Annotated in this window: 20 protein-coding genes; 10 read left to right on the plus strand and 10 right to left on the minus strand. The window is 53.9% G+C overall.

Going from position 1 to position 23,532, the window contains the following annotated elements; translation table 11 throughout:
- Positions 1 to 155: 155 nt before the first annotated feature.
- Positions 156 to 1,598: a Fe-S cluster assembly protein SufB gene (gene sufB, locus QA596_00485; protein ID MDG5765920.1), complete on the minus strand. Its 1,443-nt coding sequence runs from the start codon at positions 1,596 to 1,598 to the stop codon at positions 156 to 158.
- Positions 1,599 to 2,105: 507 nt separating this feature from the next.
- Between sufB and QA596_00490 the strand changes: the two genes are divergently transcribed.
- Positions 2,106 to 3,470 carry an alpha-amylase family glycosyl hydrolase gene (locus QA596_00490; GenBank protein MDG5765921.1) on the plus strand — a complete coding sequence of 455 codons (1,365 nt, stop codon included), beginning with the start codon at positions 2,106 to 2,108 and terminating at the stop codon, positions 3,468 to 3,470.
- Here the strand turns inward: QA596_00490 and pta are convergent.
- The 4 genes from pta to QA596_00510 all read right to left on the minus strand — a co-directional run bounded on the left by pta (position 3,464) and on the right by QA596_00510 (position 8,895).
- Entirely contained in the window at positions 3,464 to 4,450 is a 987-nt protein-coding gene (pta, locus tag QA596_00495) for a phosphate acetyltransferase (protein ID MDG5765922.1), read from the minus strand. The genes QA596_00490 and pta overlap by 7 nt on opposite strands.
- 42 nt (positions 4,451 to 4,492) lie before the next feature.
- Entirely contained in the window at positions 4,493 to 6,283 is a 1,791-nt protein-coding gene (locus tag QA596_00500; protein MDG5765923.1) for a caspase family protein, read from the minus strand.
- 9 nt (positions 6,284 to 6,292) lie between these two features.
- The gene (locus tag QA596_00505) at positions 6,293 to 7,516 is read right to left on the minus strand and encodes an acetate kinase (GenBank protein ID MDG5765924.1); all 1,224 of its coding nucleotides are present in this window, start codon (positions 7,514 to 7,516) and stop codon (positions 6,293 to 6,295) included.
- A 95-nt stretch (positions 7,517 to 7,611) separates the two neighbouring features.
- Positions 7,612 to 8,895: a hypothetical protein gene (locus tag QA596_00510; protein MDG5765925.1), complete on the minus strand. Its 1,284-nt coding sequence runs from the start codon at positions 8,893 to 8,895 to the stop codon at positions 7,612 to 7,614.
- Positions 8,896 to 9,500: 605 nt separating this feature from the next.
- Between QA596_00510 and QA596_00515 the strand changes: the two genes are divergently transcribed.
- Positions 9,501 to 9,905, plus strand: a complete 405-nt coding sequence (locus QA596_00515) for a DUF2914 domain-containing protein (GenBank protein MDG5765926.1) — start codon at positions 9,501 to 9,503, stop codon at positions 9,903 to 9,905.
- Between the two features lie 75 nt (positions 9,906 to 9,980).
- Here QA596_00515 and QA596_00520 read toward each other — a convergent pair whose 3' ends face one another.
- The 3 genes from QA596_00520 to greA form a co-directional block, all read right to left on the minus strand.
- The gene (locus QA596_00520) at positions 9,981 to 10,916 is read right to left on the minus strand and encodes an SDR family oxidoreductase (protein ID MDG5765927.1); all 936 of its coding nucleotides are present in this window, start codon (positions 10,914 to 10,916) and stop codon (positions 9,981 to 9,983) included.
- On the minus strand, positions 10,909 to 12,255 hold the full coding sequence (locus tag QA596_00525) for a UDP-glucose/GDP-mannose dehydrogenase family protein (protein MDG5765928.1): 1,347 nt from the start codon (positions 12,253 to 12,255) through the stop codon (positions 10,909 to 10,911). Before QA596_00525 ends, QA596_00520 begins: the two co-directional genes overlap by 8 nt.
- 93 nt (positions 12,256 to 12,348) lie before the next feature.
- Positions 12,349 to 12,822, minus strand: coding sequence for a transcription elongation factor GreA (greA, locus tag QA596_00530; GenBank protein MDG5765929.1), 474 nt, complete (start codon positions 12,820 to 12,822; stop codon positions 12,349 to 12,351).
- Between the two features lie 192 nt (positions 12,823 to 13,014).
- Here greA and QA596_00535 point away from each other — a divergent pair, with 192 nt between their 5' ends.
- The 5 genes from QA596_00535 (at position 13,015) to QA596_00555 (ending at position 18,618) form a co-directional block, all read left to right on the plus strand.
- Positions 13,015 to 13,566: a TrmH family RNA methyltransferase gene (locus QA596_00535; protein ID MDG5765930.1), complete on the plus strand. Its 552-nt coding sequence runs from the start codon at positions 13,015 to 13,017 to the stop codon at positions 13,564 to 13,566.
- 42 nt (positions 13,567 to 13,608) lie between these two features.
- The gene (locus QA596_00540; protein MDG5765931.1) at positions 13,609 to 14,964 is read left to right on the plus strand and encodes an N-acetylmuramoyl-L-alanine amidase; all 1,356 of its coding nucleotides are present in this window, start codon (positions 13,609 to 13,611) and stop codon (positions 14,962 to 14,964) included.
- Positions 14,965 to 14,998: 34 nt separating this feature from the next.
- Positions 14,999 to 15,619 carry a uridine kinase gene (udk, locus tag QA596_00545; protein MDG5765932.1) on the plus strand — a complete coding sequence of 207 codons (621 nt, stop codon included), beginning with the start codon at positions 14,999 to 15,001 and terminating at the stop codon, positions 15,617 to 15,619.
- A gap of 448 nt (positions 15,620 to 16,067) precedes the next feature.
- Complete coding sequence (locus QA596_00550; GenBank protein MDG5765933.1) at positions 16,068 to 18,083, plus strand: methyl-accepting chemotaxis protein; 2,016 nt, start codon at positions 16,068 to 16,070, stop codon at positions 18,081 to 18,083.
- A 103-nt stretch (positions 18,084 to 18,186) separates the two neighbouring features.
- On the plus strand, positions 18,187 to 18,618 hold the full coding sequence (locus tag QA596_00555) for an energy transducer TonB (GenBank protein ID MDG5765934.1): 432 nt from the start codon (positions 18,187 to 18,189) through the stop codon (positions 18,616 to 18,618).
- A 59-nt stretch (positions 18,619 to 18,677) separates the two neighbouring features.
- Here the strand turns inward: QA596_00555 and QA596_00560 are convergent, their stop codons facing one another.
- On the minus strand, positions 18,678 to 19,421 hold the full coding sequence (locus QA596_00560; protein ID MDG5765935.1) for a type III pantothenate kinase: 744 nt from the start codon (positions 19,419 to 19,421) through the stop codon (positions 18,678 to 18,680).
- A gap of 131 nt (positions 19,422 to 19,552) precedes the next feature.
- Between QA596_00560 and QA596_00565 the strand changes: the two genes are divergently transcribed.
- From QA596_00565 to QA596_00575, 3 genes are all read left to right on the plus strand, one after another.
- Positions 19,553 to 19,969 (plus strand): energy transducer TonB, encoded by a 417-nt coding sequence (locus tag QA596_00565; GenBank protein ID MDG5765936.1) that lies wholly within the window; start codon positions 19,553 to 19,555, stop codon positions 19,967 to 19,969.
- A 280-nt stretch (positions 19,970 to 20,249) separates the two neighbouring features.
- Positions 20,250 to 20,975, plus strand: coding sequence for an SDR family NAD(P)-dependent oxidoreductase (locus QA596_00570; GenBank protein ID MDG5765937.1), 726 nt, complete (start codon positions 20,250 to 20,252; stop codon positions 20,973 to 20,975).
- 70 nt (positions 20,976 to 21,045) lie between these two features.
- On the plus strand, positions 21,046 to 21,450 hold the full coding sequence (locus tag QA596_00575) for a DUF4296 domain-containing protein (GenBank protein MDG5765938.1): 405 nt from the start codon (positions 21,046 to 21,048) through the stop codon (positions 21,448 to 21,450).
- Positions 21,451 to 21,583: 133 nt separating this feature from the next.
- Here the strand turns inward: QA596_00575 and QA596_00580 are convergent, their stop codons facing one another.
- On the minus strand, positions 21,584 to 23,506 hold the full coding sequence (locus QA596_00580; protein ID MDG5765939.1) for a RecQ family ATP-dependent DNA helicase: 1,923 nt from the start codon (positions 23,504 to 23,506) through the stop codon (positions 21,584 to 21,586).
- Positions 23,507 to 23,532: the final 26 nt, after the last annotated feature.

Here is a 23,532-nt window from a genome sequence, read left to right on the forward strand (position 1 = left end):
GTTTGGATATCGATTGTGGTTATAATCTGTTTTGGATGGCGCCTGTCACCAGATTGCGTCAGGCATCGGCTTTGCCGAACCGGAAGCGTACTGCCGCACATTGAGCGGGCGACAGGCGGGCAGCCGTCTGTCGCGAAAGGCGCCGGTGCCCGGCCTTAGCCGACACTGCCCTCGAGTTTGATGCCCAGAAGTTTGATGGCTTCGACGGCGAACTCCATGGGAAGCTCCTTGAACACCTCTTTGCAAAAACCGTTGATGATCAAAGAAACGGCGTCCTCCTCATCCAGTCCGCGCTGCTGCAGGTAGAAAATCTGATCCTCGCCGATTTTGGAGGTGGTCGCCTCGTGCTCCACACTGGAGGAGTTATTCTTTGCCTCCAGGTACGGAAACGTATGGGCTCCGCAACGGTCGCCGATCAGCATGGAGTCACAGACCGAGTAATTTCGCGAATTCTTGGCATTTGCCCCGATTTTGACCAGGCCCCTGTAGCTGTTTTGTGACTTGCCTGCAGCAATACCCTTGGATATGATCGTGCTGTTGGTATTCTTGCCGAGGTGAATCATTTTGGTACCGGTGTCCGCCTCCATCATGTCATTGGTGACGGCGACCGAGTAAAACTCACCGATCGAATTGTCCCCTTTCATGATGACACTGGGGTACTTCCAGGTGATGGCCGAGCCGGTCTCCACCTGGGTCCAGGAGATCTTGGAGTTGACGCCCTTGCAAAGGCCTCGCTTTGTAACAAAGTTGTAGATACCGCCAACACCTTCTTCGTTGCCGGAGTACCAGTTCTGAACCGTGGAGTACTTGATCTGTGCGTTGTCAAGCGCCACGAGCTCAACGACGGCGGCGTGCAGCTGGTTCTTGCTGAACATGGGTGCCGTACAGCCTTCAAGGTAGCTCACGTAACTGTCCTCTTCAGCGACAATGAGGGTCCGCTCAAACTGGCCCGACTCTTCATTGTTAATCCGGAAATAGGTGGAGAGCTCCATCGGACTGACAACCCCTTTCGGGACGTAGCAGAACGAACCGTCTGAAAAGACCGCGGAGTTCATGGCCGCAAAGTAGTTGTCGCTGTAGGGAACAACCGAACCCATATATTTTTTCACCAGATCCGGATAGTTCTTGACCGCCTCGGAAATTGAGCAGAATACTACGCCCGCCTCCGCCAGTTTCTCCTTGAACGTGGTTGCAACCGAGACACTGTCAAAGACGGCATCAACGGCAACTCCAGCAAGCATTTTCTGTTCAGAAAGAGGGATACCCAGCTTCTCATACGTTTCCAGAATTTCGGGATCCACCTCGTCAAGGCTGTCCAGCTGAGGCTTCTTTTTGGGAGAAGAGTAGAACTGGATGTCATTATAGTCAATCCGGGGATACTTGATATTGGCCCACAAGGGATCCTTCATGGTCTTCCAGTGGCGAAACGCCTTCAGGCGGAACTCACGCATGAAATCGGGCTCCTCCTTGATGTCGGAGATCATGTTGACGATATCCTCATTGAGCCCTTTCGGGAAGTAGTCGTATTCGACATTGGTCTTGAAGCCATACTTGTATGGCTGCTTGACCATTTTTTCGATGGTTTGGGTATCACTCATAGTGGAAAAACACCTTGTTTGATTGTAACGCCCCGGCTTTGATTGCAGGAGCTTGTTGCAGCAGTATTCAAAAAATCTCTCGTCCGTTTCAGAGTTTACAGCAGGTAGCGGCTCCGAATCGGCGAACCCGCAGGCGATGGACGAAACGGCCGGAATAGCAGCAACCGGAGAACCGGAAGACTCGGCTTCTTCCAACCGACACTGTTTGTAACTACATCGGGGACCTGAGAAGTTCCTTATTTTTAAACAATCTAAATATAAGGAATAACCCGCCGTAAATCGAATTAAAATAGACGTCGCAGGTACACTCGCTACCTCCTCCCGTACCGTTCTTAAAAGCCCGTATGGCGGTCAATTTGGAAAAGTAAGCGCTTTCATTTTAAATTTATTACCTTGTTAAGACCCTGTTCAACAGACCGCGACATCCTTTCTCACGTATTATGAACTCGTGAAAAACTCTGTGAAACAGGAAATTTTCCATTACCTGCTTACCAATTCATACTGATTATGGCTTCTCGAGTGATTTTTCCCCTGCTAATTGCGGTACTGCTGCTTTCTGCCTGCTCCGGTAACGACCAACCCGTCACCGGCTATCCCTCTCCTCCCCAAACTCCCGACTGGGCGAAGAATGCGACGATATACGAGGTTAACCTCCGCCAGTACACCGAAGAGGGCACCTTTGAGGCTTTTGCGGAACATCTGCCCCGGCTCCGGGATATGGGGGTCGACATTCTCTGGTTTATGCCGATCCATCCGATCGGTGAGAAAGAACGCAAAGGCTCCATGGGAAGCTATTACTCGGTATATGACTATTACGGTGTAAACCCGGAGTTCGGTGACAAGGACGATTTTCGCCGGATGGTATCCGAAATTCACGACCTGGGCATGTATGTAATACTGGACTGGGTTGCAAACCACACCGCCTGGGATGCCGTCTGGACCGAAACTCACCCCCATCTGTACGAAACAGATGACGAGGGCAATTTCATTATTCCTCCCGATACCGACTGGACCGATGTCATCCAGCTGGATTACAGTCTGGATGAGACCCGCGAAATGATGCACGATGCGCTGTTATACTGGGTCGAGGAGTTTAACATTGACGGGTACCGGTGCGATGTGGCGGATTATGTGCCCACTGATTTCTGGAATGAGGCGCGCAGCCGGCTGGATGCGGTAAAACCGGTCTTCATGCTTGCAGAAGCGGAAACCCCGGAGCATCACATCCACGCATTCGACATGTCTTATGGGTGGGAAACCCATCACAGGATGAATGAGCTGGCCGCCGGGGACCTGACAATTAACGAGTTTGAGCAACACCTGGAGGAGAATCGCCGCCGCTTCCCGGATTACGCCTATCGCATGCAGTTTACCTCGAATCATGACGAGAACAGCTGGAACGGCACTGTCTTTGAGCGCTACGGCGACGGGGCCGAAACATTTGCCGTACTGGCATCTACGATTCCCGGCATGCCCCTGGTGTACAGCGGTCAGGAGGCGGCCATGGACAAACGGCTCGAGTTTTTTGAAAAAGACCCCATTGAGTGGGGCGACTATCCCCTGCTTGATTTCTACACGCGCCTGCTTCGTCTGAATCAGGAGAATCATGCGCTTTTCAACGGCATACACGGCGGGGAGCTGGTGCGGGTATCAACCTCGGAGGATGACCGGGTATTCGCCTTCTACCGGCAGAAAGAGGGAAACAGAGTCTTCACCCTGCTCAACCTCAGTGATGAACCGGTCACCTTCGACATCTCCTCCCATGCCATTGCCGGAAGTTATACGGAGCTGTTTACCGACGAGCAGGTGACGCTCACCGACCGGGAGTCCTGGGAAATGGACAGCTGGGGGTACCGGGTCTATTTCTATTGATCCGCAGCCATCAGCGCGGTAACGCAGGCCGTATTGACGATATCTTCCCAGTTGCATCCCCGGGAGAGGTCGTTCATCGGCCTGGCCAACCCCTGAATCACCGGGCCGGTTGCCGTTGCGCCGGCCAGTCTTTCAGTGATTTTGTAACCGATGTTGGCCGCGTCCAGATTCGGGAATACGTAGACATTGGCTTTGCCGGCCACGGTTGAGTCGGGGGCCTTGCTTTTGGCAACCGATGCGACGTAGGCGGCATCAAACTGCAGCTCTCCGTCGATATTCAGTTCGGGCTGACGCTCTTTGGCCAGAGCGGTTGCCTGTGCCACCATCTGGCTGCGCTCGTGCTGTGCGCTTCCGCGGGTAGAAAAGGAGAGCATGGCGACCGAAACTGACTGACCGGTCAGGGCCTCGTGTGTGGCGGCCGAATCGACGGCGATGCTGGCCAGCTGGTTTTCGTCAGGATACGGTACCACGGCACAATCGCCGAAGGTCAAAACGTGACCGTCCATCGTGCTCATCAGGAAGATGCTGGATACGATTCCGGATCCTTCCTTCAGTCCGATTCCCTGAATGGCGGCCCGCAGCACATCGCCAGTGGTATTGACTGCTCCGGCTACGGCTCCGTCGGCATCGCCTGAAGCCACCATAAGCGCGGTAAAATAGAGCGGTTGAGCGGCGACTTCCTCTGCCTGTTCCGGTGTCATGCCCTTGTGCTTGCGCTTCTCGTGCAGCAAAGCGGCATAACGACCCAGGGTCTCCCCCTTTTCAATTTTTACAAATTCAATTGAATTCGGCAACACTACTGACTCAGAGGAGGCTTTCTGCCTGATGGCCTTTTCCGAGCCCACCAGGATAACCCGGGCGAGATCGTTATCCGCCAGAAACGCAGCTGCCTTGACGGTTCTGATGTCATCGGTTTCGCACAGGGCGATACGCTTTTTCTGTAGTCCGGCTTTGTACCGAATCTGGGCAATTATATCCATTTTTCTTTAATTATTATTTCCAAAAAAACTTACTGTCAGTTTCTATCTGACGAGATTCATGTTTGAATTGCCGATAAACCGCGGGTTCTGGGCGCGGTCATGCAATCTGCGTGAAGTGAAGGGAATATTGCGTTCCAGGTGCTGCTCCACTGCTCCGGTTGTTGACGCACCGTTCTGCAGCGCCTCAAAAAAATACCAGGTAAAAATGTCATAGGGATAGTCGCTTCTCTCCCCTCCATCGGAATAGGAGGAGGCATGCTGACCGGGTTCCGCGGCCCAGAATATGGCTCTACTCTCGGAGTTTGCGGTGAAGTTTTCTGACGTCCGTTCCAGCAGCTGCGAACGCGACCGTACCTGACCCGCGGGGGATTGTCCATATACCGAACTTCGCTCCCAGTCGGTATCCATAACCAGTAGTGTTTGCCTCGACCGGATGTCGCCCAGAATATTGGAGAAATCATCGAACGCGACAAGCCGCTCGGTTCTTGCGCCCGGATCATAGTCGACGGGAAGCATATAGAGCCGGTCGCCGTCATCGGTAAAAGCATGTCCGTAATAATAGACAAAAAGATCCGACTCATCCATGGAAATATGACGCCCGCCGATCATCAGGGAGTCGCTCTCCTGCATAAAGGCCTGCCATTCATCCAGGGTAAGGTTCTCAAAAACGCGGACATTATCGCTGTAAAAGCCCATGGTCCGGGTCAAATAGTGTGATACCAGCTCGGCGGTGCGAGCGGCATATGGCAGGCTTCTCACCGGAGTGGAGTACTCCCCGTTTACAATCACGATGGCAATGCCCTCTGGATTACTGTGCCGGTTTTCAGGAACATCACGCTCTATCGAGAGATCTCCGAATACCGGTTTCCCGGCTCCAGCAATAACGGTACCGGAAAGGTCCGATTCAGCCGCACGCCAGACAAGCCGGGATCGCTCCCTTTCGACATAGGCAGGTCCGCTGCTTTCCAATATGCGAAACCAGCGGTCATTGATCGTGCTCAGATACGGAAAAAAGCCGGAAGATGACGCATGGCGGATGATATTGCCGCTGATCGCCGCGGGATCGGTCCGGAGCGGCACATTATTCTCCATGATCTCCACATACTCCTGCAGAAAGTGATCGACAGGGATATGCCTGCTGAAATGCTTCCCGTCATAGGACACTTCCACATGCACCCCGGCTGTGTCGGCAATATCGAGGATGCGAATTCCGGTCTCCTCTGGCAGGTTGACGGTCAGCTGGTCGTTTTCGAGAGCGATTTCCCGGCCTTCGGCAATCAGGGAGTCCGCTCTGGTGATGGTGACCCTGGCCGCCACGTCATCGGGGGCAGAAACGGTCAGCGTATCGGTGACAAGATGCAGCCCCGTCTGCTGCAGCAGTCGTTGCTCATCGGCATACCGCGGTTCCCCAACCGGTTTCATGGAGAGAAATGACGCAGCTCCAATACCCACGGACGCCAGGTTCAGCATGGCCCGCTCGCGATTGGAAAGTCGGTCGGCATCCACAACGGAAGTATTGGACAGATAGAGGCCGGCCGTCATGCCTGCAAGTCCCAGCGTCAGGTACCCGTAACGGGGGTGGTAGCTCTGGACATATCGCCTGGACACCAGATGTTCCTGATAGCTGAGTTCGCGACGAACCACAGGACTCAGTACCAGCAGCGGCTGTTGAGGCGTGGGAGTCACAATCACATCCAGAAAAGACGTTTCCGATAGAATCTCTTCTGTAGCGGGATCCGTAACGGGTTCCTCTTCCACGATCCAGGAAGCCGTTGTGCACCCTGCCCCAAGCAGCAGCAAGAGGCCGAACAAAAGAAACCGGTGAAACGACATTAGCTCGCTTTAAATCCAGGGTGACTGCTTGGATGCGGTGGCAATTTTTGCTGCATCGATGGCAATCACAAGTTCTTCATTGGTTGGAATAACGTAGACATCCACGCTTGAGTTGTCTGCACTGATTTTTCGCTCACCACGGGCATCCGGATCCCGGTTTCGGTCTGGGTCCAGAATCACCCCCATCGCCTCCATGTTTCCAAGTGCCCGCTCTCTGATGTCCGGAGCGTTCTCTCCGATTCCCGCCGTAAAAATGATGGCGTCGCATCCGTTCATCACCGCAAAGTAGGAACCTGTGAATTGCCGGATCCGATAGCAAAAAGATTCTATCGCCTGTTTGCATCTTCTGTCGCCGTTTTTTGCTTCTTCTAGCAGATCACGCATATCGGCGGCATATCCGCTCATGCCTAGCAGGCCGCTGTGGCGGTTCAGCAAGCCGTGCAGGCTGCTCAGCGGCAGCTCCTCTTTTTCCACCAGATAAAAAAGTATGGATGGGTCGATATCGCCGCACCGGGTACCCATAATCAGGCCGGACAAGGGGGTAAATCCCATGCTGGTATCCACCGAGTTACCGTCCTTGATTGCCGTGATGGACGAACCATTGCCCAGGTGACAGGTAATGAGCCTGGTATTTTTCGGCCCCTGCCCCGTAAGCCGGTAATAGCGGCGGCTTACAAAATAGTGTGATGTTCCGTGAAAGCCGTATTTCCGGATGCGGTATCGGCGGTACATCCGGTTGGGGATTGCGTAAAGATAGGCCTCGGGAGCCAGCGACTGGTGAAACGCCGTATCAAAAACTGCGACATGCGGAACATCGGGCAGGCTTTGACGCGCCGCCTCAATTCCCCTGAGGTTGGGTGGATTGTGAAGCGGGGCCAGGTCGATGGCCTGTTCGATCGCCTCAACCACCGTATCGTCTATCAATACCGAATCCTTGAACGATTCACCGCCGTGAACAACGCGGTGTCCAACCGCCTTTATATCATCCTTGGATTTCAGCAGCTTATTGTCCTTGTCCAGGATGTAGTCCATGATCGCCTTGAGCGCCTGGGTATGGTCTTCAATCACGGTGCTCTCCTTCACCGGCTTCTGCCCCTTCACCTCGTGCTTGACTATGGAAGTCACCGCGCCGATGCGCTCCACCATACCCGTGCAGAGATACTCCTCGCTTTTTGTCTCGATTAACTGATATTTAACCGAGGAGCTGCCACAATTGATAACCAGAACTAACATAATTCCAACCTGTTTGAAAGCGATATTATAATGATAAAACGGAAATGCAAAGCGAGACGATCACAGCCGGCAGCCTTGCATGGAAAAAAGGATACTCAGAAAAGGAACTGGGCTCCAACACCTAGCAGATGCCTGACATCAAGGGCGCTGTCTTCGCCTGCGGGTTCAGAAAGCCAGACCGGTAATTCATAACGAATGAAAAAACCGCGATTCCTTCCCATATAGTCCGGAATATTGAGCGACAACATGAAGCCGGCTCCGGCGTTTGCCTGCACTTGTTGCCAACCGTTATGATCATGGAACAGGCCGGCATCAGCGAAAACATAGGACTCGAATCTCAGCAGATCGCCAAGATACGGGATTTTTGAGAAATATGTGTCCACCGGATTGGGGTAGTAAATATCGATATTGCCCGAAAAAGCGTGGCGTACCCAGGGCGGGCCGGCGGTTTCCAGTGCTTCGGCGGTCTGCATGCTATAGCCGCGCAGACCGGGGCCGCCGGGGATATGGATCCAGCCGGACTCAACCCATCCCTGGGGGATGGTTCCGCGTGCTCTGGTAAACCGGGAGTCCAGCAGGGCGAATGGAGCCGCATCAGATGGAAGGTAGCGGTGTTCCGGTGGCAGCGCATCCGAAGAAAAGCCTGCGAAGAGTCGCGTTCTGGCGTAAAACGGACCTGATATCCCGATTTGGTTCAGCAGTTCAAGCTGAAGCTGCCCGAACAGCCCCTCGGGTCCTGTTCCATCCGGGCGGTCGGCCGGCAGGCCGGAGTAATCCAGGAATTGGGCATCGGTGGATAGTGGCGCGCCCGCGATAGCCGCCCCTCTGAACGTCCAGCGCCCCAGCGCGTTGTGGTCCCTCCTGCGCACTGACGATCTGACAAATAAAACCGGATCATCCTGCCACAGATCATTATATATCAGATAGTCATCGTCGAACCGCTTGTACAGACCGGCGTCAAATCGAACGTCGGTCGCGACAAATTCGTCGAAGCCGCGCTGCCAGCGTTTCCGGATTCCCGCTTCGTGCAGATGCACCCCGGCACGCATGCTGCTGAACAGGCGAACAGCCCCCTCGCTTCGCGGAGCAGTGATAGCCGCTATGGGATGTGTATAAGAGATATGGTAGGAAACCGGCGTATCCGGGAGCCAAGTGGCCAGGCTGAACCCCGCGCTGAGTCGGTGCGGACCGTCCAGAAATGTGCGCGGATCCTCTCCGCGAAACCTGGCCCCTAGAAGGATACCATCGACTGCATTGAACCAGACATCCGGGGCCACACGAAGCTCATAGCCTTCGCCCGAGACAATCTGGGCATGAGTTTGATGTGTTGTGACAACCGTCACAAACAGCATAAAAACGCAGAAAAAAAATAATTTCATCGGTTTCAATCTCGAATCTCTGATTATTGGGCCAAGGTAAGCCGTAAGACCTACGTTACGAAATATCTTCCGTGCTTGCTTAAAAAATCTGACCTGGCTCTACCGGCAGCAGACATCTGTCAAATTGCCGCAAATCGCCCCTTCCCCGATGATTCGGCCATTTCAGATGATACCCGGTGAAAGGCAATGATCCAAAGTTCTTCGGGCCACTTTTAAAAAAAAATCGCATCTTGTTTCCTACCCGATTGTTCAATCCGAAAATCGCCGGCAACACTCATTAGAACGTAGCCGGCCGGGTGAACGTCAACAATTATCCGCCTATTATGAAACGAAACCGAAGTTTCTGTTTTGCCTTAGCCGGGCGGTGTCCGGTCAAGAGGAACGCCATCGTCCAAAGCGGTGCAGCACGCGACACAAATACATCCGGGAGATTCTTCACCCCGGCTCAAGTGGCCTTAATACTGTTTTTTGCCTGGTTTGCGGGTGTTCCCGCTGTTCACGGCGCATCCCATGCAGCAGCCGGATCTGAAAGCAGCCCTCCAAATACGATCGGGCAGTCCGGTTCTCTGCCGGAACGTGACGGTGCAGAGCCTGAGTATCGTGGTTTGGCTGACAGTTATGCAGTGGAAATATCCACAACTGCCGGACACCGGAGCTTTGCAGGTCAGCCCCCGGAAGAAAACCATTCCGACACACTGTTCATCCGAGATTTTCTGCTGGCAAGGGATGTCGTGGAGAGAGAGCCGGTAGACACCCTGCAGTCTTACAACATGAGCGACGCAAGGGCCTGGTGTTTTGCGCGCATACACAACTCCGACTCCATGCAGGATGTCACTTTTGAGTGGTATTACGAGGAGGAACTCTATTTTGAAATGAGCAGCAAAATCGGGTTGTCGCCCAACTGGCGTACCTACTCATCCGTCGGGCTGCAGCCGGGTTCATGGCGCGTCCTCATCAAAAACCGGGATGGGAGAGTTCTTGAAGAGATCCGTTTTATGGTCACCGGGTAGCAGTCGGTACGGCCGGCTTTTTGCGTGAATAATCCGGATTGAAAAGCGAGGCGCTCCGTTTTATGAAACCGTTTCCTAAATGTGTTTCCGGAAGTACTCGAGCGTGCGATCCAGTCCTACAGACCGATCCACTTCGGGTTTCCATCCGATCACGTTCCAGGCTCGGCTGATATCCGGCTTTCTGACCAGGGGATCGCCTGCGGGCAGATCATGGTAGGTAATTGTGCTGGAGCTTCCGGTTCGGTCGATGATCGCGCGGGCAAGCTCAATCATGGTTATCTCATCGGGATTGCCGATATTCACGGGGTCGTGGAAATCCGACCGGCAAAGCCGAAACAGCCCTTCCACCAGGTCGTCGATATAGCAAAAGGACCGGGTCTGGGAGCCGTCCCCATAGACGGTAAGCGGTTCGCCCCGAAGCGCCTGCGTAATGAAGTTGGGCAGAACGCGGCCGTCATCCATCTGCATGAAGGGCCCGTACGTGTTGAAAATCCGGGCGATATATGTGGGGATTCCGTGGCTGCGATGGTAGGCCATGACCAAGGCCTCTCCAAAGCGTTTGGCCTCATCATACACACCGCGAAGGCCGACGGGATCGACGTTGCCCAGGTAGGATTCCTTCTGGGGATGCTCCTTCGGATCTCCGTAAACTTCACTGGTTGATGCCAGCAAAAACCGTGAGTTCTTGGCCCTGGCCAGGCCCAGAGCCTTGTGTGTACCCAGGGATCCGACCTTGAGGGTCTGAATCGGAAGCTCGAGATAATCCACCGGTGATGCGGGCGAGGCAAAATGGAGCACCAGATCGACCTTCCCGGGCACATACAGAAATTCGGTTACATCATACTTGATAAACCGAAAGCGTTCATGGTCCAGAAAACGGGAGATGTTACCGGGATGGCCGGTGGAGAGATTGTCTATGCAGATGACATCAAAACCCTCGTCCAGAAAGCGGGCGCACAGATGCGAGCCGATAAAACCGGCACCTCCGGTAATAACTACTCTCTCAGGCATTTGCGGTTTTCCGGTTAACATTCACGGCATTGCGTCCGACACTGAAGTAGGTGATATTGAGATCCGACATGCGGTCCAGGTCGTAGAGGTTGCGGCCGTCGAAAATGACCGGCTGTTTCATCAACTTCAGGAAATTGTCGAAATCAGGCCGGCGGAACTCATTCCATTCGGTGCATATGATGAGGGCGTCAACATCCATCAATGCTTCCTGCTGATTATTCACATAGTCGATTTGTGAGCTGACCTCCTCCCCAACGGCAGCGGGGAAGGTTTTCCGGGCTTCTGGATCGTACGCTTTCACATGGGCTCCCATGGCGATCAGTGCCTGGATGATATAGATGGCGGGCGCTTCGCGTACATCATCGGTTTCGGGCTTGAAGGTCAGGCCCCACACTCCGAAGGTTCGCCCTTCAATACGATCGCCGAAGTAGGCTTTGATTTTTTCGACGATGGACAACTTCTGCTTGTCATTCACCTCCTTGACGGCCTCAAGCAGCCGGAAGTCGTAGTCGTTCTGCCCGGCGGTATAGTGGAGCGCCTGGACATCTTTCGGGAAGCAGCTTCCGCCAAATCCGATCCCCGCAAACAGAAATCGTTTGCCGATCCGGGAGTCGGTTCCGATACCGCGCCGCACATGATCCACATTGGCACCGACCCGCTCACAAAGATTGGCAATTTCATTCATGAAAGTGATTTTTGTTGCCAGAAAGCCATTGGCCGCGTATTTGGTCATTTCCGCGCTGCGCTCGTCCATTATGATGATCGGATTGCCGCTTCGCACAAAGGGTTCATACAACTCTCTCATAACTTGAGCTGCCTTTTCGCTCGATGTGCCGATTACCACCCGTTCCGGTTTCTGGAAGTCGGCTACCGCCGCTCCCTCCCTCAAAAACTCCGGATTTGAAACCACGTCAAACGGCACCTTTGCCCGCGCTTCAACAGCCATTCTGACCTTGTCGGCCGTACCGACCGGAACCGTGCTTTTATTGACAATAATCTTGTATCCGTCAATCAGCTCACCAAGCTTTTCCGCTACGCTGATGACCGCGCCAAGGTCCGCCTGCCCATTGGCGCCCGGAGGAGTCGGAAGACACATAAACAGGATGTCTGAGGAGCGGACGGCCTCAGCAAGATCATCCGTAAACGTCATTCGTTTTTCACGAATGGCCCGGTTGAACATGGTGTCCAGGCCGGGTTCGTAAATGGGGACCTTGCCCTCTTTCAGTGTTTTGAGCTTTTCGGGGTTGTTATCCACACAGATAACATTGTTTCCCGAATCAGCAAAACAGGTACCTGTAACCAACCCTACATATCCGGTTCCGATGACGGCAATTTTCATAGCATATCACTTTTTGTATTCTGGTTCCGTGTTCTCCCGGTCACCGGTGAACACACTCATGATGAATTTTTGCAAGTTACAAAATCCAGAATCTCAGTGACGTTCAATTTTCTTAATCTCCAGCTCCAGAGCACCCGCCGGAACTTTCACCTTAACCGTCTCCCCCACCGAATGCCCCATCAACGCTTTCCCGATCGGGGAGTCCACCGAGATCTTCCCCTGATCAAAGTCCGCTTCGTCCTTGGAGACGAGGGTGTAATTCATCTCTTTGCCCGTTTTTTTGTTGAGGATGGTGACTGTGGACAGAACGTACACTTTGGAGTTGTCCATGTTGCTGTCGTCCAGTACGCGTGAATTGGCCATGATCTGCTCCAGCTCCGAAATGCGGGCTTCCATCTTGCCCTGGGCTTCCTTGGCGGCATCATACTCGGCGTTTTCGCTCAGGTCACCGTGGGAGCGCGCTTCATCGATCTGCTGTGCAATTTCCTTGCGTCCCCTGGTCACAAGATCACGCAATTCCTTTTTGAGCTTGTCATAGCCTTCCGGGGACAAATAATTGATTTTCACGATATTCTCACTTTCGGTTGATGGTTCTGGTACTAAAGAGGTTTCTGTAATAAAAAAAGACCCGCGACATCGTACGGTGACAGATGCAACGGGTCGTTAAAAAACGTATTTTCGATTCGGGCAGTTTCCCTTGATGCCCTGTAAATCTCAATAATAGCATAATTTACTTAAAAATTAAAATCTCGCATGGAGATGAGCGGTATACGCCGTACGGTTCGAAAAAAGACCACAAAGGAGATTTTTGAAACAAACCGGAGCCGCACGCCACCTCCATTGATGTCCGGACTGGTATTGTGGCTTCACAACATCCGGAGCCTGCATAATGTGGGATCAGCTTTTCGCACCGCCGACGCATTTGGAATCCGGAGCCTGTTTCTCTCCGGCTACACCCCGTATCCACCCCGTCCGGAAATCACCAAAACGGCCCTGGGGGCAGAAGAAAATGTTCGATGGGAGCATTCGGCAGACCCCGGCGTTCCTCTGGAATGGTGCCGGCGAAACGGCTACACACTGGCCGGACTGGAACAGACCGATCACAGCACATTGCTTCCCGAATACCGGGACGGTGGCCGGGACAAGTTGTGCCTTTTGTTTGGAAATGAAGTAACGGGAATCGAGCCCGATCTCCTTGAAAAATGTGATGTTCTGCTCGAAATCCCTCAGTACGGAGAGAAGCACTCGTTCAACATCTCTGTAAGCGTTGGCATCACCCTCTATCATTTTCTTTCCACACACTTGCCTTGATAGCGGAATCTGCCGTATTTTTATTGAAAACCCGAATTTTCAATGCGGTTATTTTCAGGCAAACCGGTATCCGGCGTCAAAGCCCGGTCACCCGGCCGGATCAATTCCTCCCCCCTTCTGTTACCGGCACTACTTGTGCTCACCGCATTGCTGTCTGCGCCATCCCCCGGGCTTGCGGCTCCTCCTCTCGAAAAAGTATCTACCGTTGAGCGCTCCGACGGACTCGGATACGTTGTCCGGTTTCACCTGTCCAGCCGCCCGGACTCATTCCATATCTGGCAGCCCAATCCAAAGCTTATCCAGCTGGCCCTCTACAAGGACGGAATCTCTTCGGAGCATATCATCACCGAAAATAATAACGGCGGCACATTCGACAGCTTTTTTTTCCAGGACATACAGGGAGGCATCGGTGCCGATATCTACCTGTATGAGGGGATTTACATGATTGCCGACGCGTACCTGGACGCAAACCGCCAGGACTTGCTTGTCGGCCTGACAGAAGCATCGCCCTACGACCTGGAGGTTCTGACCGACGGACTGTACCCTATTTTCTGGGATGACCTTCTTGATGATGTCGACACCACCCCCGATCTCGCCCTCAACACCTGGAGCGAACCGGATGCCGGATCATCACCTGCCGATCCGATGGGAGACATCACCTTTACACCGGAAATGGCGGGGCCGTTTCTGCAACTCAACAGAATTGTCATAGATCCGGGGCATGGTGGACGCGATCCCGGTGCGATCGGCCATCGGGGAACCTATGAGAAAGATGTGGCATTGGCCGTTGCCCTCAAACTCGGGGAGTATATCGAACAGTACCTCCCCGAGATAGAAGTAGTTTACACCCGGAAAGACGACCGCTTTATTCCACTCCAGGAGCGTGGGCAAATTGCCAACCGGGCGGAGGCCGACCTGTTTGTCTCCATCCACGCCAATGGAAACCAGAACCGCCACGCGCACGGAACCGAGATCTATTTTCTGGGAATGCATCGCAGCCAGGCCGCATTCGAGGTGATGAAAAAGGAAAACAGCGCTATCCGCTTTGAACAGGAGGAGGAGCGGTCCGAAGAGCTAACCCCCGAGCAGCTTGCAGTCTATGAACTCTCCAACATAGGTTTTATGGCCAGCAGTGAAATGCTTGCCGGTAAAATGGACCGGCAGTTCTCAGAACGGGCCATGCGCCGCTCGCGAGGGGTCAGGCAGGCCGGTTTTATTGTGCTCTACCACGCATCCATGCCGGCGGTGCTTGTAGAGTTGGGTTATATCACCAATCCCCAGGAAGAGCAGTTCCTTGTCAGTGATTACGGGCAGAGCATCATGGCCTCCGCCATATTTCGTTCCATTAGAGATTACAAAGAACGGCTCGAACGGAGCCGAAACCGGGAAAGCCGGTAACCGGCGTTCACACGTATCGAAAACCAGGTATCACATGGAAAAACCCCTGATTATCGGAGTTGCAGGAGGAAGCGGTTCCGGCAAGACCACCGTTATCAGCCATATTGTCCGTCAGATCGGCGAAGACAGCCTCTCTCTTATTGCTCACGATGCCTATTACAGAGACCTGAAGCACCTCTCTTTCGAAGAGCGCTCAAAACAGAACTTCGACCATCCCGCTTCTCTGGAAACCGAATTGCTGACCCGGCACATCAAGGCTCTCTGCTCGGGATACAGCATTGACTGCCCGATCTACGACTTCACCAATCATATCCGGAAAGAGGAAGTCCTGACCATCACCCCGAAAAAAATCATTTTGGTTGACGGCATCCTGATTTTTTATGAACAGGACCTCCGCAATCTGATGAATATCAAGCTGTTTGTAGATACCGACGACGATGTCCGGCTTCTGCGCCGCCTGAGACGCGATATCTGCGAACGCGGACGCTCGATCGAGGGGGTGCTGGATCAGTACGAACGGCACGTGCGCCCGATGCACCTGGAATTTGTGGAACCTACCAAGAGATACGCCGACATTATTATTCCCCACGGCGGAGAAAACCAGATAGCCCTGGAAATGGTCAATGCCCTGATCAGTGAAAAGATTCGGCAGTAGGACCAGCCTGAGAGCCGTTTTTCCCAAGTGCCGGTTTCCCTGACCGACCGTGACAGAATCCCGCTGTACACGTATCTCACCCGGGTATGGCGAACCGCCGGTACTGCATCTGTGCTGCAGCCCTGCAACAATCGAGCGCAACTCACCCCGAAAGCGGTTTTATCGGTACCGTTTTTCTGAAAAAATATTAGAAAAAATTTAAGAACAAGAGAGTTTTATGCGATAACTACGACATGGAGACCAGATTGCAACTACAATCACAAAATCTTGTTTCAGACGGAAGCTAATTTCAACTCACCCGGCTTACATCGATTCCGTGTAAACCGGCTGATTCAAAACGTCTGCCAAACCGGGCAACCTCGAAATCCGATCCAAAATGAGTTTCTTAAAAAACATATTCCGACGAGATAACACATTCTCAGCCGGTAGTTCCGCAAATGGCTGGACTGTGGGCAAGAAAATTCTGGCATCGTCTCTGGGCGTGGCCGGTATTACATTGGTACTCGGCATTCTGGCTATTGTCGCCCTGCGAACCATAGACGGTTTCTCAAACCGGCTGATCAACGTCAATATCGCAGAGTGGGCTCTTGTACAGGAAGTTGAGGATAATATTACGGATGCGGGCCTTTACATGCTGGATTACCAGTACAGCTACAACCCCGAGAGTTGGGAGCAGGCGCACGAGCAGATTCTCGCCGCCCGCGAACGCTTTACCGAAACCCTTGCCCTTGCCGAGGCCAATAACGACCGCCAGCTTGTCAACCACCTGCAAACCATGGAGAGGGCCCTTGATGAATATGAAGGGGCCATGGAAAACACCCTGAGTGCCGGGCAAAACCTCTCCAATTACCGCAACATGGTGGATGCCTCTTTTGATGATTTCGTAGAGAGCATGGAAGACTTCATCTTTACCCAGCGGGATGCCCTGAGCGGCCAGTTTGGATCGGCCGGACGCCAGGAGCTCCAAAGTCAGCTCCGCCAGCTTACCGACGGTGACGACATTCTCGGAAAACTGAAAGTACTTAACAAGGATCTCTGGCAGGCGGAAGCGGTTAATGACCAGGAGTCGCTTTTTGCCCTGCAAAGCGAGTTCAATAACCTGCGAAATGACATGGGGGCACTGACCTCCCGTGCCACTGGCGGACTGGCTCAGACCTTCCTCAGCATAGCCATGGCCACACTCAATGACAATGTGGAAATCATCCGCGCGATGATCGAAGCCCGAGAGGCATTCAATACGGCGGAAAGTCGCCGCATGACCGCATATGCGGACATCCAGGAGTACACCAACCTTTTGGAAGAAGAAGCGCAGCAAGCCGTTTTTGCCCAGGGTTCGCGAACCCGGAACACCGTAACCCTGTTCAGCTGGATTCTTGGAATCGGAGTACTTGTCTGTGTCGGCGGCGCCTTTATTGTCGGGATGGTGACCAGCCGGTCGGTAAACAGCACTTTGCGAAGAATCATAGATGGTTTGAACAGCGGCTCGGAACAGGTCAACTCCTCCGCCATCCAGCTCTCAAGCTCCAGTCAGGAACTTTCAGAAAGCGCCAGCCAGCAGGCGGCCAGTTTGCAGGAGACCTCATCTTCGCTTGAGCAGATCCTGGCCCAAACCAAGCAGACCAGTGAAAATGCCGGTCAGGCTGAAAAAGCCATGAGTCAGTCAGAACAAATCGTTAATCGCGGTGTTGACGTTATGAAGCGGATGTCCGACGCCATGGCCGAAATCCAGAACTCTTCCGAGGAGACCTCCAAGATTATCAAGACCATCGACAACATCGCCTTTCAGACCAATCTGCTGGCATTGAACGCCGCTGTGGAAGCGGCCCGGGCCGGTGAGGCCGGCAAGGGGTTTGCCGTGGTGGCCGAGGAGGTTCGTAATCTTGCCCAGCGAAGTGCGGAAGCTGCACGTAGTACGGCCGAGCTCATCGAAAAGTCCCAGACGAATACCGAACGGGGTGTCTCCCTCTCCAAGGAGGTATCGGATGACCTTCAGGAAGTCAGAGACAGTGCCATGAACGTCAGCACACTGGTGGTAGAGATCTCCGCGGCCGCCCGTGAGCAGACCAGCGGCATTTCCGAACTGAACTCGGTGATGTCTGAAATGGACAAAGTGGTGCAGCGGAACGCATCGGGTTCCGAAGAGTCGGCCAGCTCCGCCGAAGAGCTGACCTCACAAGCTGCCGAGCTTAAGAGAATGGTGGAGGATCTGGTGAAAATCGTGGGTGGCGGAGCCGGAGCAGGTTCCCTGGCCGGTTTTACCGATACAGACGATGATTATGACCACGATGAAGAATACGAAGCGAGTGATCCTCAAAGCCATATGGCGCATGAATACGATTCCAACGGACATGGCAACGGCCAGAGCAACGGGCATGATTCCCGGAAAGCCCAGCCCGCCCGCAAGGCAAAACAGAGTCACGAAGAGCTGATCCCGTTCGAGGAAGACGATTACGACGACTTTTGACAGGCTGCGGAAACCGTCAATGCCCTTTCCGTTTATTGATCATTAACCAACCGGAACTGATCCTATTCACCAACACAACGATTAATTTTAAAAAACACTCTCTATGAACCAGGTACCTTTTTTCCCAAACAAAAAAGCCGGTACAACCGGCCATGTAGCGATATTTGCCATCCTATTGCTGGCAGCAAGCTTCATGGGAAACCATTCCGCAACAGCCATGGCGCCGGATGAAGATGAAGTTTACCGGGTTGTCGAAGAGATGCCGGAAATCATCGGCGGCATTCAGGAACTGTACAAACATCTGCAATATCCCGAGCGGGCCGTCCGCGGTGGCGTTGAAGGGCGGGTTGTCGTTCAGTTTATCATCGATGAAAACGGGGAAATTCACAATCCGGAAATACTCCGTGACATCGGTGCCGGATGCGGCGACGCCGCTGTTGAAGCGATCAAAAGTGTACGGTTTTCACCGGGGCGCCAGAACGGCCAGGCCGTTGCGGTACTCTACGCACTGCCGATCACCTTCCAGATCCAATAATACCTTGTAGATTGGCAGTCCCATCCGGGTGATTCTTCCGACCGAAATACTGCCGATAGTCAACCGCCAAACAACCGTTCGGGCCGGTTCCGATCCATCCACTTGCGCATGCCCTCGAATACCAGGTGGGGATGGTGGTTTGCAGAGATACGGCTGTTTCTGATCAGAAAACCGGCATCTCCTCCCGTTATCCATACTTCAGCATCGGGCCACTTTGCCTGATGCTGTCTTACGTGATCATACCAGGCCGCAAGAAATGTCCCGGTCGTCCCGGCTTTCAGTGCCGAATCGGTGGTGTCCGGCGGCCAGCTCTCCGGCAGGCCCGGTTCGACATCAAACAGTCCATCGGCCCCTCCGCCCAGTGCCCGGATCAGCATATGCAACCCCGGCATGATGACACCGCCGCGATATACTCCGGCCTGGTCCATCACATCGATCGTACAGGCTGTGCCGGCGTCGGTCACGATCACCGCCCGGCCTTCACTCCAGGCACCCAGACACGCCAAATAGCGGTCGACTCCAAGTGTATCAACCGATCGGTACGCCAATTTTTCGGAAGGAATATCATAGCGGGTAATGCCTGTTACCGGCACCGACACCATGCGACCCAGGACGTCAGGCTGCAGCGTTTTGCGAACCGAGGCCACGACCACTGACCGGTACGGCCGAACCTCTTCCTGCAACCTGACCGGTAAATCCGCATCAGTTGTATCAAGGCTGGCGATGTCCCTCCAGGCGCCATCAACAAAATCCGCCGCCTTGATCCGGCTGTTTCCAATATCCATGAAAAGCGTATGGTTCATACCCGTTGATTCACTTAATTAAATCACAATTTCTGTCGATAACTGCACGGGCGCTGTTTCCCCGATCCGAAAGCCGATACTTATAAAACACATTTGCAAATAATATGATATCCAATCAAGAAAACACAATTATGGGTAAGTTTGGTTACTATTTCATTTCTGCCATCATACTTTTTTTGCTGGTTCCGGCAGGAACGTCACATGCCCTGGAAGCCGGAAATATTGCCTCCCTCTCCAATACGGATCAGGAAGTCCGTGTCTATGCCGATCAAATGCCGGAAATAGTCGGTGGAATTGAGGAGCTGTATCAGCACGTCACCTATCCCGCAAGCGCACGCCGCAGCCGGATTGAAGGCAGGGTTGTCATCCGGTTTGTAGTCGATGAGCAAGGCAATGTTCTCAATCCTGAAATCCTGAGAGACATCGGCGGGGGATGTGGCGAAGCAGCCATTGAGGCAATTCAAAGCGTTCAATTCAATCCGGGCATTCACAACGGGGAGCCTGTACCCGTACTCTACTCCCTGCCGGTCACTTTCCGGTTGCAGTAACGGAACCATTATCCCGTTCTCCGAGGTCTCAGCAGCCGGTTGTTTTGGAAATTTCTCAACCGTGAACGATACTGGATGCTGTCAGCCTTATAGAGGGTAACAGTGATCCCATCGGCATGCCGGCTGGTTTCCGGATCAGCCGGCGACTGCCCTGCCATCGCATAGATGCGGCGGGCAACAGTGGAACCCGCTGCTGTCAACAGATAACAGCGGTTGTCGGACATCCGACCGGTGGGCTATCCTGCAGATGCAAAGGTTCACAGTAAATTCTGAAGACATCATGCAACTCAAAGGAAAAACCGCCATCATAACGGGAGCCAGTAGCGGAATCGGGGCTGAATTCAGTAAAGCATTGGTAAGCAAGGGGTGCCGTGTCCATGGCCTGGCCCGGCGTTCGGACCGGCTGGAACAGATTCGTTCGCAACTCGGAGAACTTTTCATTCCCGTTCCGCTCGATGTCAATAACCATACCGAGCTGGAACAGTGGGTGGACAACACATTCGCGGCTAACGATTCCGGAAAGCCGACTCCCGACATTCTCATCAACAATGCCGGTATCGGCCTGTTCGGTGCCGTTGACTCACTCCCCCCCGAAGAGTGGGATCTGATGGTCCAGACGAACCTGACCTCCCTGTTTCGTCTTACCCGCCTGATTGTCCCCCTGATGAAAGCGCACGACGCCACCGACCATATCATCAACATCGCGTCGGTCGCCGGCCTTATCGGCAACCCGAACATCTCCGGCTACAACGCTACGAAATTCGCCGTTCGCGGATTCAGTGAAGCGCTCATGAAAGAGCTTCGCAACGACCGCATCAAGGTGACGTGTGTCTACCCCGGCTCCATTGCCACCGAATTTTTCGACAAACACGGAGGAACCCATGCCAATATGCTGCAGGGTTCGGACGTTGCAGAGATGGTCGTACATCTGCTTGAGACCCCCGACAATTTCCTTGTCGATGAAATCACCTTGCGGCCGCTGATCCCCAAACCGCCTCAGAAATAGCCGCGGTTTTTTTCGTCTATTTTAACGGGTTTTCCCGTAATTTTCCGGAATGTTCAGATCCTCAATTCACATGCTCCTTCCACCAGGACGGCCATCAGGACGGTATGCGCCGGCCCTGCTGCTCGTGCTGATGCTGTTGTTTTCGGGATGTGAATCGCCGCCCCCCGACGATCTGATCAGCGAAGATGAGTACATCAACATTCTCGCCGAGATGCACCTGCTGGCCGCTATCAAAAATCTGGACGGGGATGACAAGCGGTATCGGAAGGGGCAGCAGGCGGTGCTGGCGCATTACGCCATCACCCCGGAGCAGCTGGAAAGAAGCCATGACTTCTACTACCGTGATGTGGACGCCCAGCAGCGAAGGTTCGTCAAGGCCAGGGAACGGCTTAACAGGGCAAACATCGAGCTGAATGAATTTATTTCCGATTACAATGCCGCGGTAGCGGATTCCCTGAAGATCCAGACGAAATAGGCATCTGCATCGGTATCTCTCCGGTCGGCCATGCTGCCATCGATGCCGTGGCGGTGTCTTTCTGTGACAGTAATGGAAATGTAGTGCCGTTTCAACCGGACTGTAATGCCACCGGCGCAACGACGGCTGTCATTCAGGATCGAATCGAGTACGCTGCCTGCTCGTCACGGGCCTGACTCACCTCCTCCTCCCGCATCATGTGTGCCAGTACGCTATTCAGGTGCCTGCGCTTCCACCTGGTTCGGGTGCGGAGGGTTTCGAACGACATGGGCTCCTCCTCAAGCAATGAACGGACCATCTCGATATCATCGGGCCGCACTGTTGCATGGACTCCCCTGTCACCTTCACCCTGTTTGCAGCGATCGCACTTGCCGCACCTTTCGGGAACCCGCTCCTCCCCGAAATAATGGCGGATGTAGCGACTGCGGCACTCCCGCGTCTGCACATAACCGATCATGAATTCCAGTTTTTTCAACAGACGGTCGCGGTGCCGGATAATCTCCTCCTCACTTATGCGGAACTTCTGGTAACGTCCTTCCATGATTTTTGCAACCGGTTCATCCCGGATGATTTCGTATGACAGAAGCCCTTCGGATGCCAAAACCTCCAGGCCGTTCTCCAGCAGCCGCGACGAAAGTTGCAAACGGGTCCGGATCTGTCGCTCATCCAGGTAGACCATCTGCCGGTGCACCTCCGGCCCCATCAATCGTGCCAGCTGGTCGGTGAAATCCCGCTTACGGACTTTATCCATGCGCGACAGGCGATCCTGGAGTCCCTCCCGCGATGGTATAAACTGAATACCGACCTGCGGTTCATGTATTCTTGCAAGGCGAATGACGTCCGTTTGATCCAGTACGCGCAACCCGGACCAGACCAGGCGCCGTGACAAACCCGATCGCAGCGTCACTTGATCAAGGTCAATTTTTCGCATTTCATCCATCATCGAGCCGGCTGCCAGATCCCAATGGTCACAAACCGCGTTATAGACCGCCTTGAGCTGCCGGCGGTCGGGCCAGGAGTCCATGATATTTTTTCGTGCGGCTTTAAAATCGGCCTTTCGTGATAAAAGGATCGGATAACTCTCCTTGCCGTCGCGGCCGGCACGTCCCGCTTCCTGGTAATAGGCTTCCATCGATGTCGGCATGTCGAAATGGACTACAAACCGGCAGTCGGGCTTGTCGATCCCCATGCCAAAGGCGTTGGTGGCAACCACGAGCGGCAGCCTGCCATCGATCCAGCGGTCCTGAATAGACTCCCGCTGATCCGGGGTGAGACCGGCGTGATACGCCTCCGCGGGGTGTCCCTGGCGCGACAACTCCCTGGCCAGTGCCTCACATGCCGCCCTGGTTCCCGCGTAGACGAGTCCGCTGCTTCCGGATGCCCGCCTGACGATCTCGCCAAGACGCCGTTTTTTCTGTTCCTCTTCCACCACCCACCAATGCAGGTTGGGACGGTCGAAACCCCTGGATATTATTTCAGGGGATGGAAGGCAAAGGGCTTCTACAATATCCCGGCGCACCTCCGGAGTCGCCGTAGCGGTGAGCGCCAGCCAGCGAATATCATTCCCTGCCGGGGCCATCATCTCCGGGATTTTTCGGTATACCGGACGGAAGTCGTGCCCCCATTCGGAAATGCAGTGTGCTTCATCAACCGCAACCAGTGAAACCGCCAGTTCAGGCAGCATGTTTTGCCACAACTCCGTCTCCATCCGTTCCGGAGCGCAATAAAGCAGCTTGTACATGCCGTTTCGCGCGTTAATCAGGCGCTGCTCTACTTTCTGCCTGGAGATAGTGCTGTTGATAAAAGTGGCGGATACCCCCCGTTCCTTCAGCTGAAAAACCTGATCCTGCATCAGCGCAACCAGGGGTGAGATCACAACTGTCAACCCCTCCAGCACCGTGGCCGGCACCTGATAGCACAGTGACTTCCCGCCACCGGTCGGAAACAGAACCAGGGTGGGTTTGCCGGCAAGAACCGCCCCGACCACCTCGTCCTGGCCCGGACGAAAATCATCAAATCCCCAATGCTTTTTGAGATTGGCCCGGGCCTGTTGCATCAATTGATTCGTTTCTTCCGTGCGGA

It is taken from the genome of Balneolales bacterium ANBcel1 (genome assembly GCA_029688905.1).
GTDB lineage: Bacteria > Bacteroidota > Rhodothermia > Balneolales > Natronogracilivirgulaceae > SLLW01.

What these genes read in the sequence shown, in the direction of transcription:
- QA596_00510 (MDG5765925.1), bottom strand. Translation starts at nt 8,895, where the DNA reads ATGAAATTATTTTTTTTCTGCGTTTTTATGCTGTTTGTGACGGTTGTC.
- QA596_00490 (MDG5765921.1), top strand. Translation starts at nt 2,106, where the DNA reads ATGGCTTCTCGAGTGATTTTTCCCCTGCTAATTGCGGTACTGCTGCTT.
- QA596_00560 (MDG5765935.1), bottom strand. Translation starts at nt 19,421, where the DNA reads ATGAACCATACGCTTTTCATGGATATTGGAAACAGCCGGATCAAGGCG.
- QA596_00570 (MDG5765937.1), top strand. Translation starts at nt 20,250, where the DNA reads ATGCAACTCAAAGGAAAAACCGCCATCATAACGGGAGCCAGTAGCGGA.
- QA596_00565 (MDG5765936.1), top strand. Translation starts at nt 19,553, where the DNA reads ATGGGTAAGTTTGGTTACTATTTCATTTCTGCCATCATACTTTTTTTG.
- QA596_00540 (MDG5765931.1), top strand. Translation starts at nt 13,609, where the DNA reads ATGCGGTTATTTTCAGGCAAACCGGTATCCGGCGTCAAAGCCCGGTCA.
- QA596_00535 (MDG5765930.1), top strand. Translation starts at nt 13,015, where the DNA reads ATGAGCGGTATACGCCGTACGGTTCGAAAAAAGACCACAAAGGAGATT.
- udk (MDG5765932.1), top strand. Translation starts at nt 14,999, where the DNA reads ATGGAAAAACCCCTGATTATCGGAGTTGCAGGAGGAAGCGGTTCCGGC.
- QA596_00525 (MDG5765928.1), bottom strand. Translation starts at nt 12,255, where the DNA reads ATGAAAATTGCCGTCATCGGAACCGGATATGTAGGGTTGGTTACAGGT.
- QA596_00580 (MDG5765939.1), bottom strand. Translation starts at nt 23,506, where the DNA reads ATGCAACAGGCCCGGGCCAATCTCAAAAAGCATTGGGGATTTGATGAT.
- sufB (MDG5765920.1), bottom strand. Translation starts at nt 1,598, where the DNA reads ATGAGTGATACCCAAACCATCGAAAAAATGGTCAAGCAGCCATACAAG.
- QA596_00575 (MDG5765938.1), top strand. Translation starts at nt 21,046, where the DNA reads ATGCTCCTTCCACCAGGACGGCCATCAGGACGGTATGCGCCGGCCCTG.
- QA596_00500 (MDG5765923.1), bottom strand. Translation starts at nt 6,283, where the DNA reads ATGTCGTTTCACCGGTTTCTTTTGTTCGGCCTCTTGCTGCTGCTTGGG.
- pta (MDG5765922.1), bottom strand. Translation starts at nt 4,450, where the DNA reads ATGGATATAATTGCCCAGATTCGGTACAAAGCCGGACTACAGAAAAAG.
- QA596_00520 (MDG5765927.1), bottom strand. Translation starts at nt 10,916, where the DNA reads ATGCCTGAGAGAGTAGTTATTACCGGAGGTGCCGGTTTTATCGGCTCG.
- QA596_00505 (MDG5765924.1), bottom strand. Translation starts at nt 7,516, where the DNA reads ATGTTAGTTCTGGTTATCAATTGTGGCAGCTCCTCGGTTAAATATCAG.
- QA596_00555 (MDG5765934.1), top strand. Translation starts at nt 18,187, where the DNA reads ATGAACCAGGTACCTTTTTTCCCAAACAAAAAAGCCGGTACAACCGGC.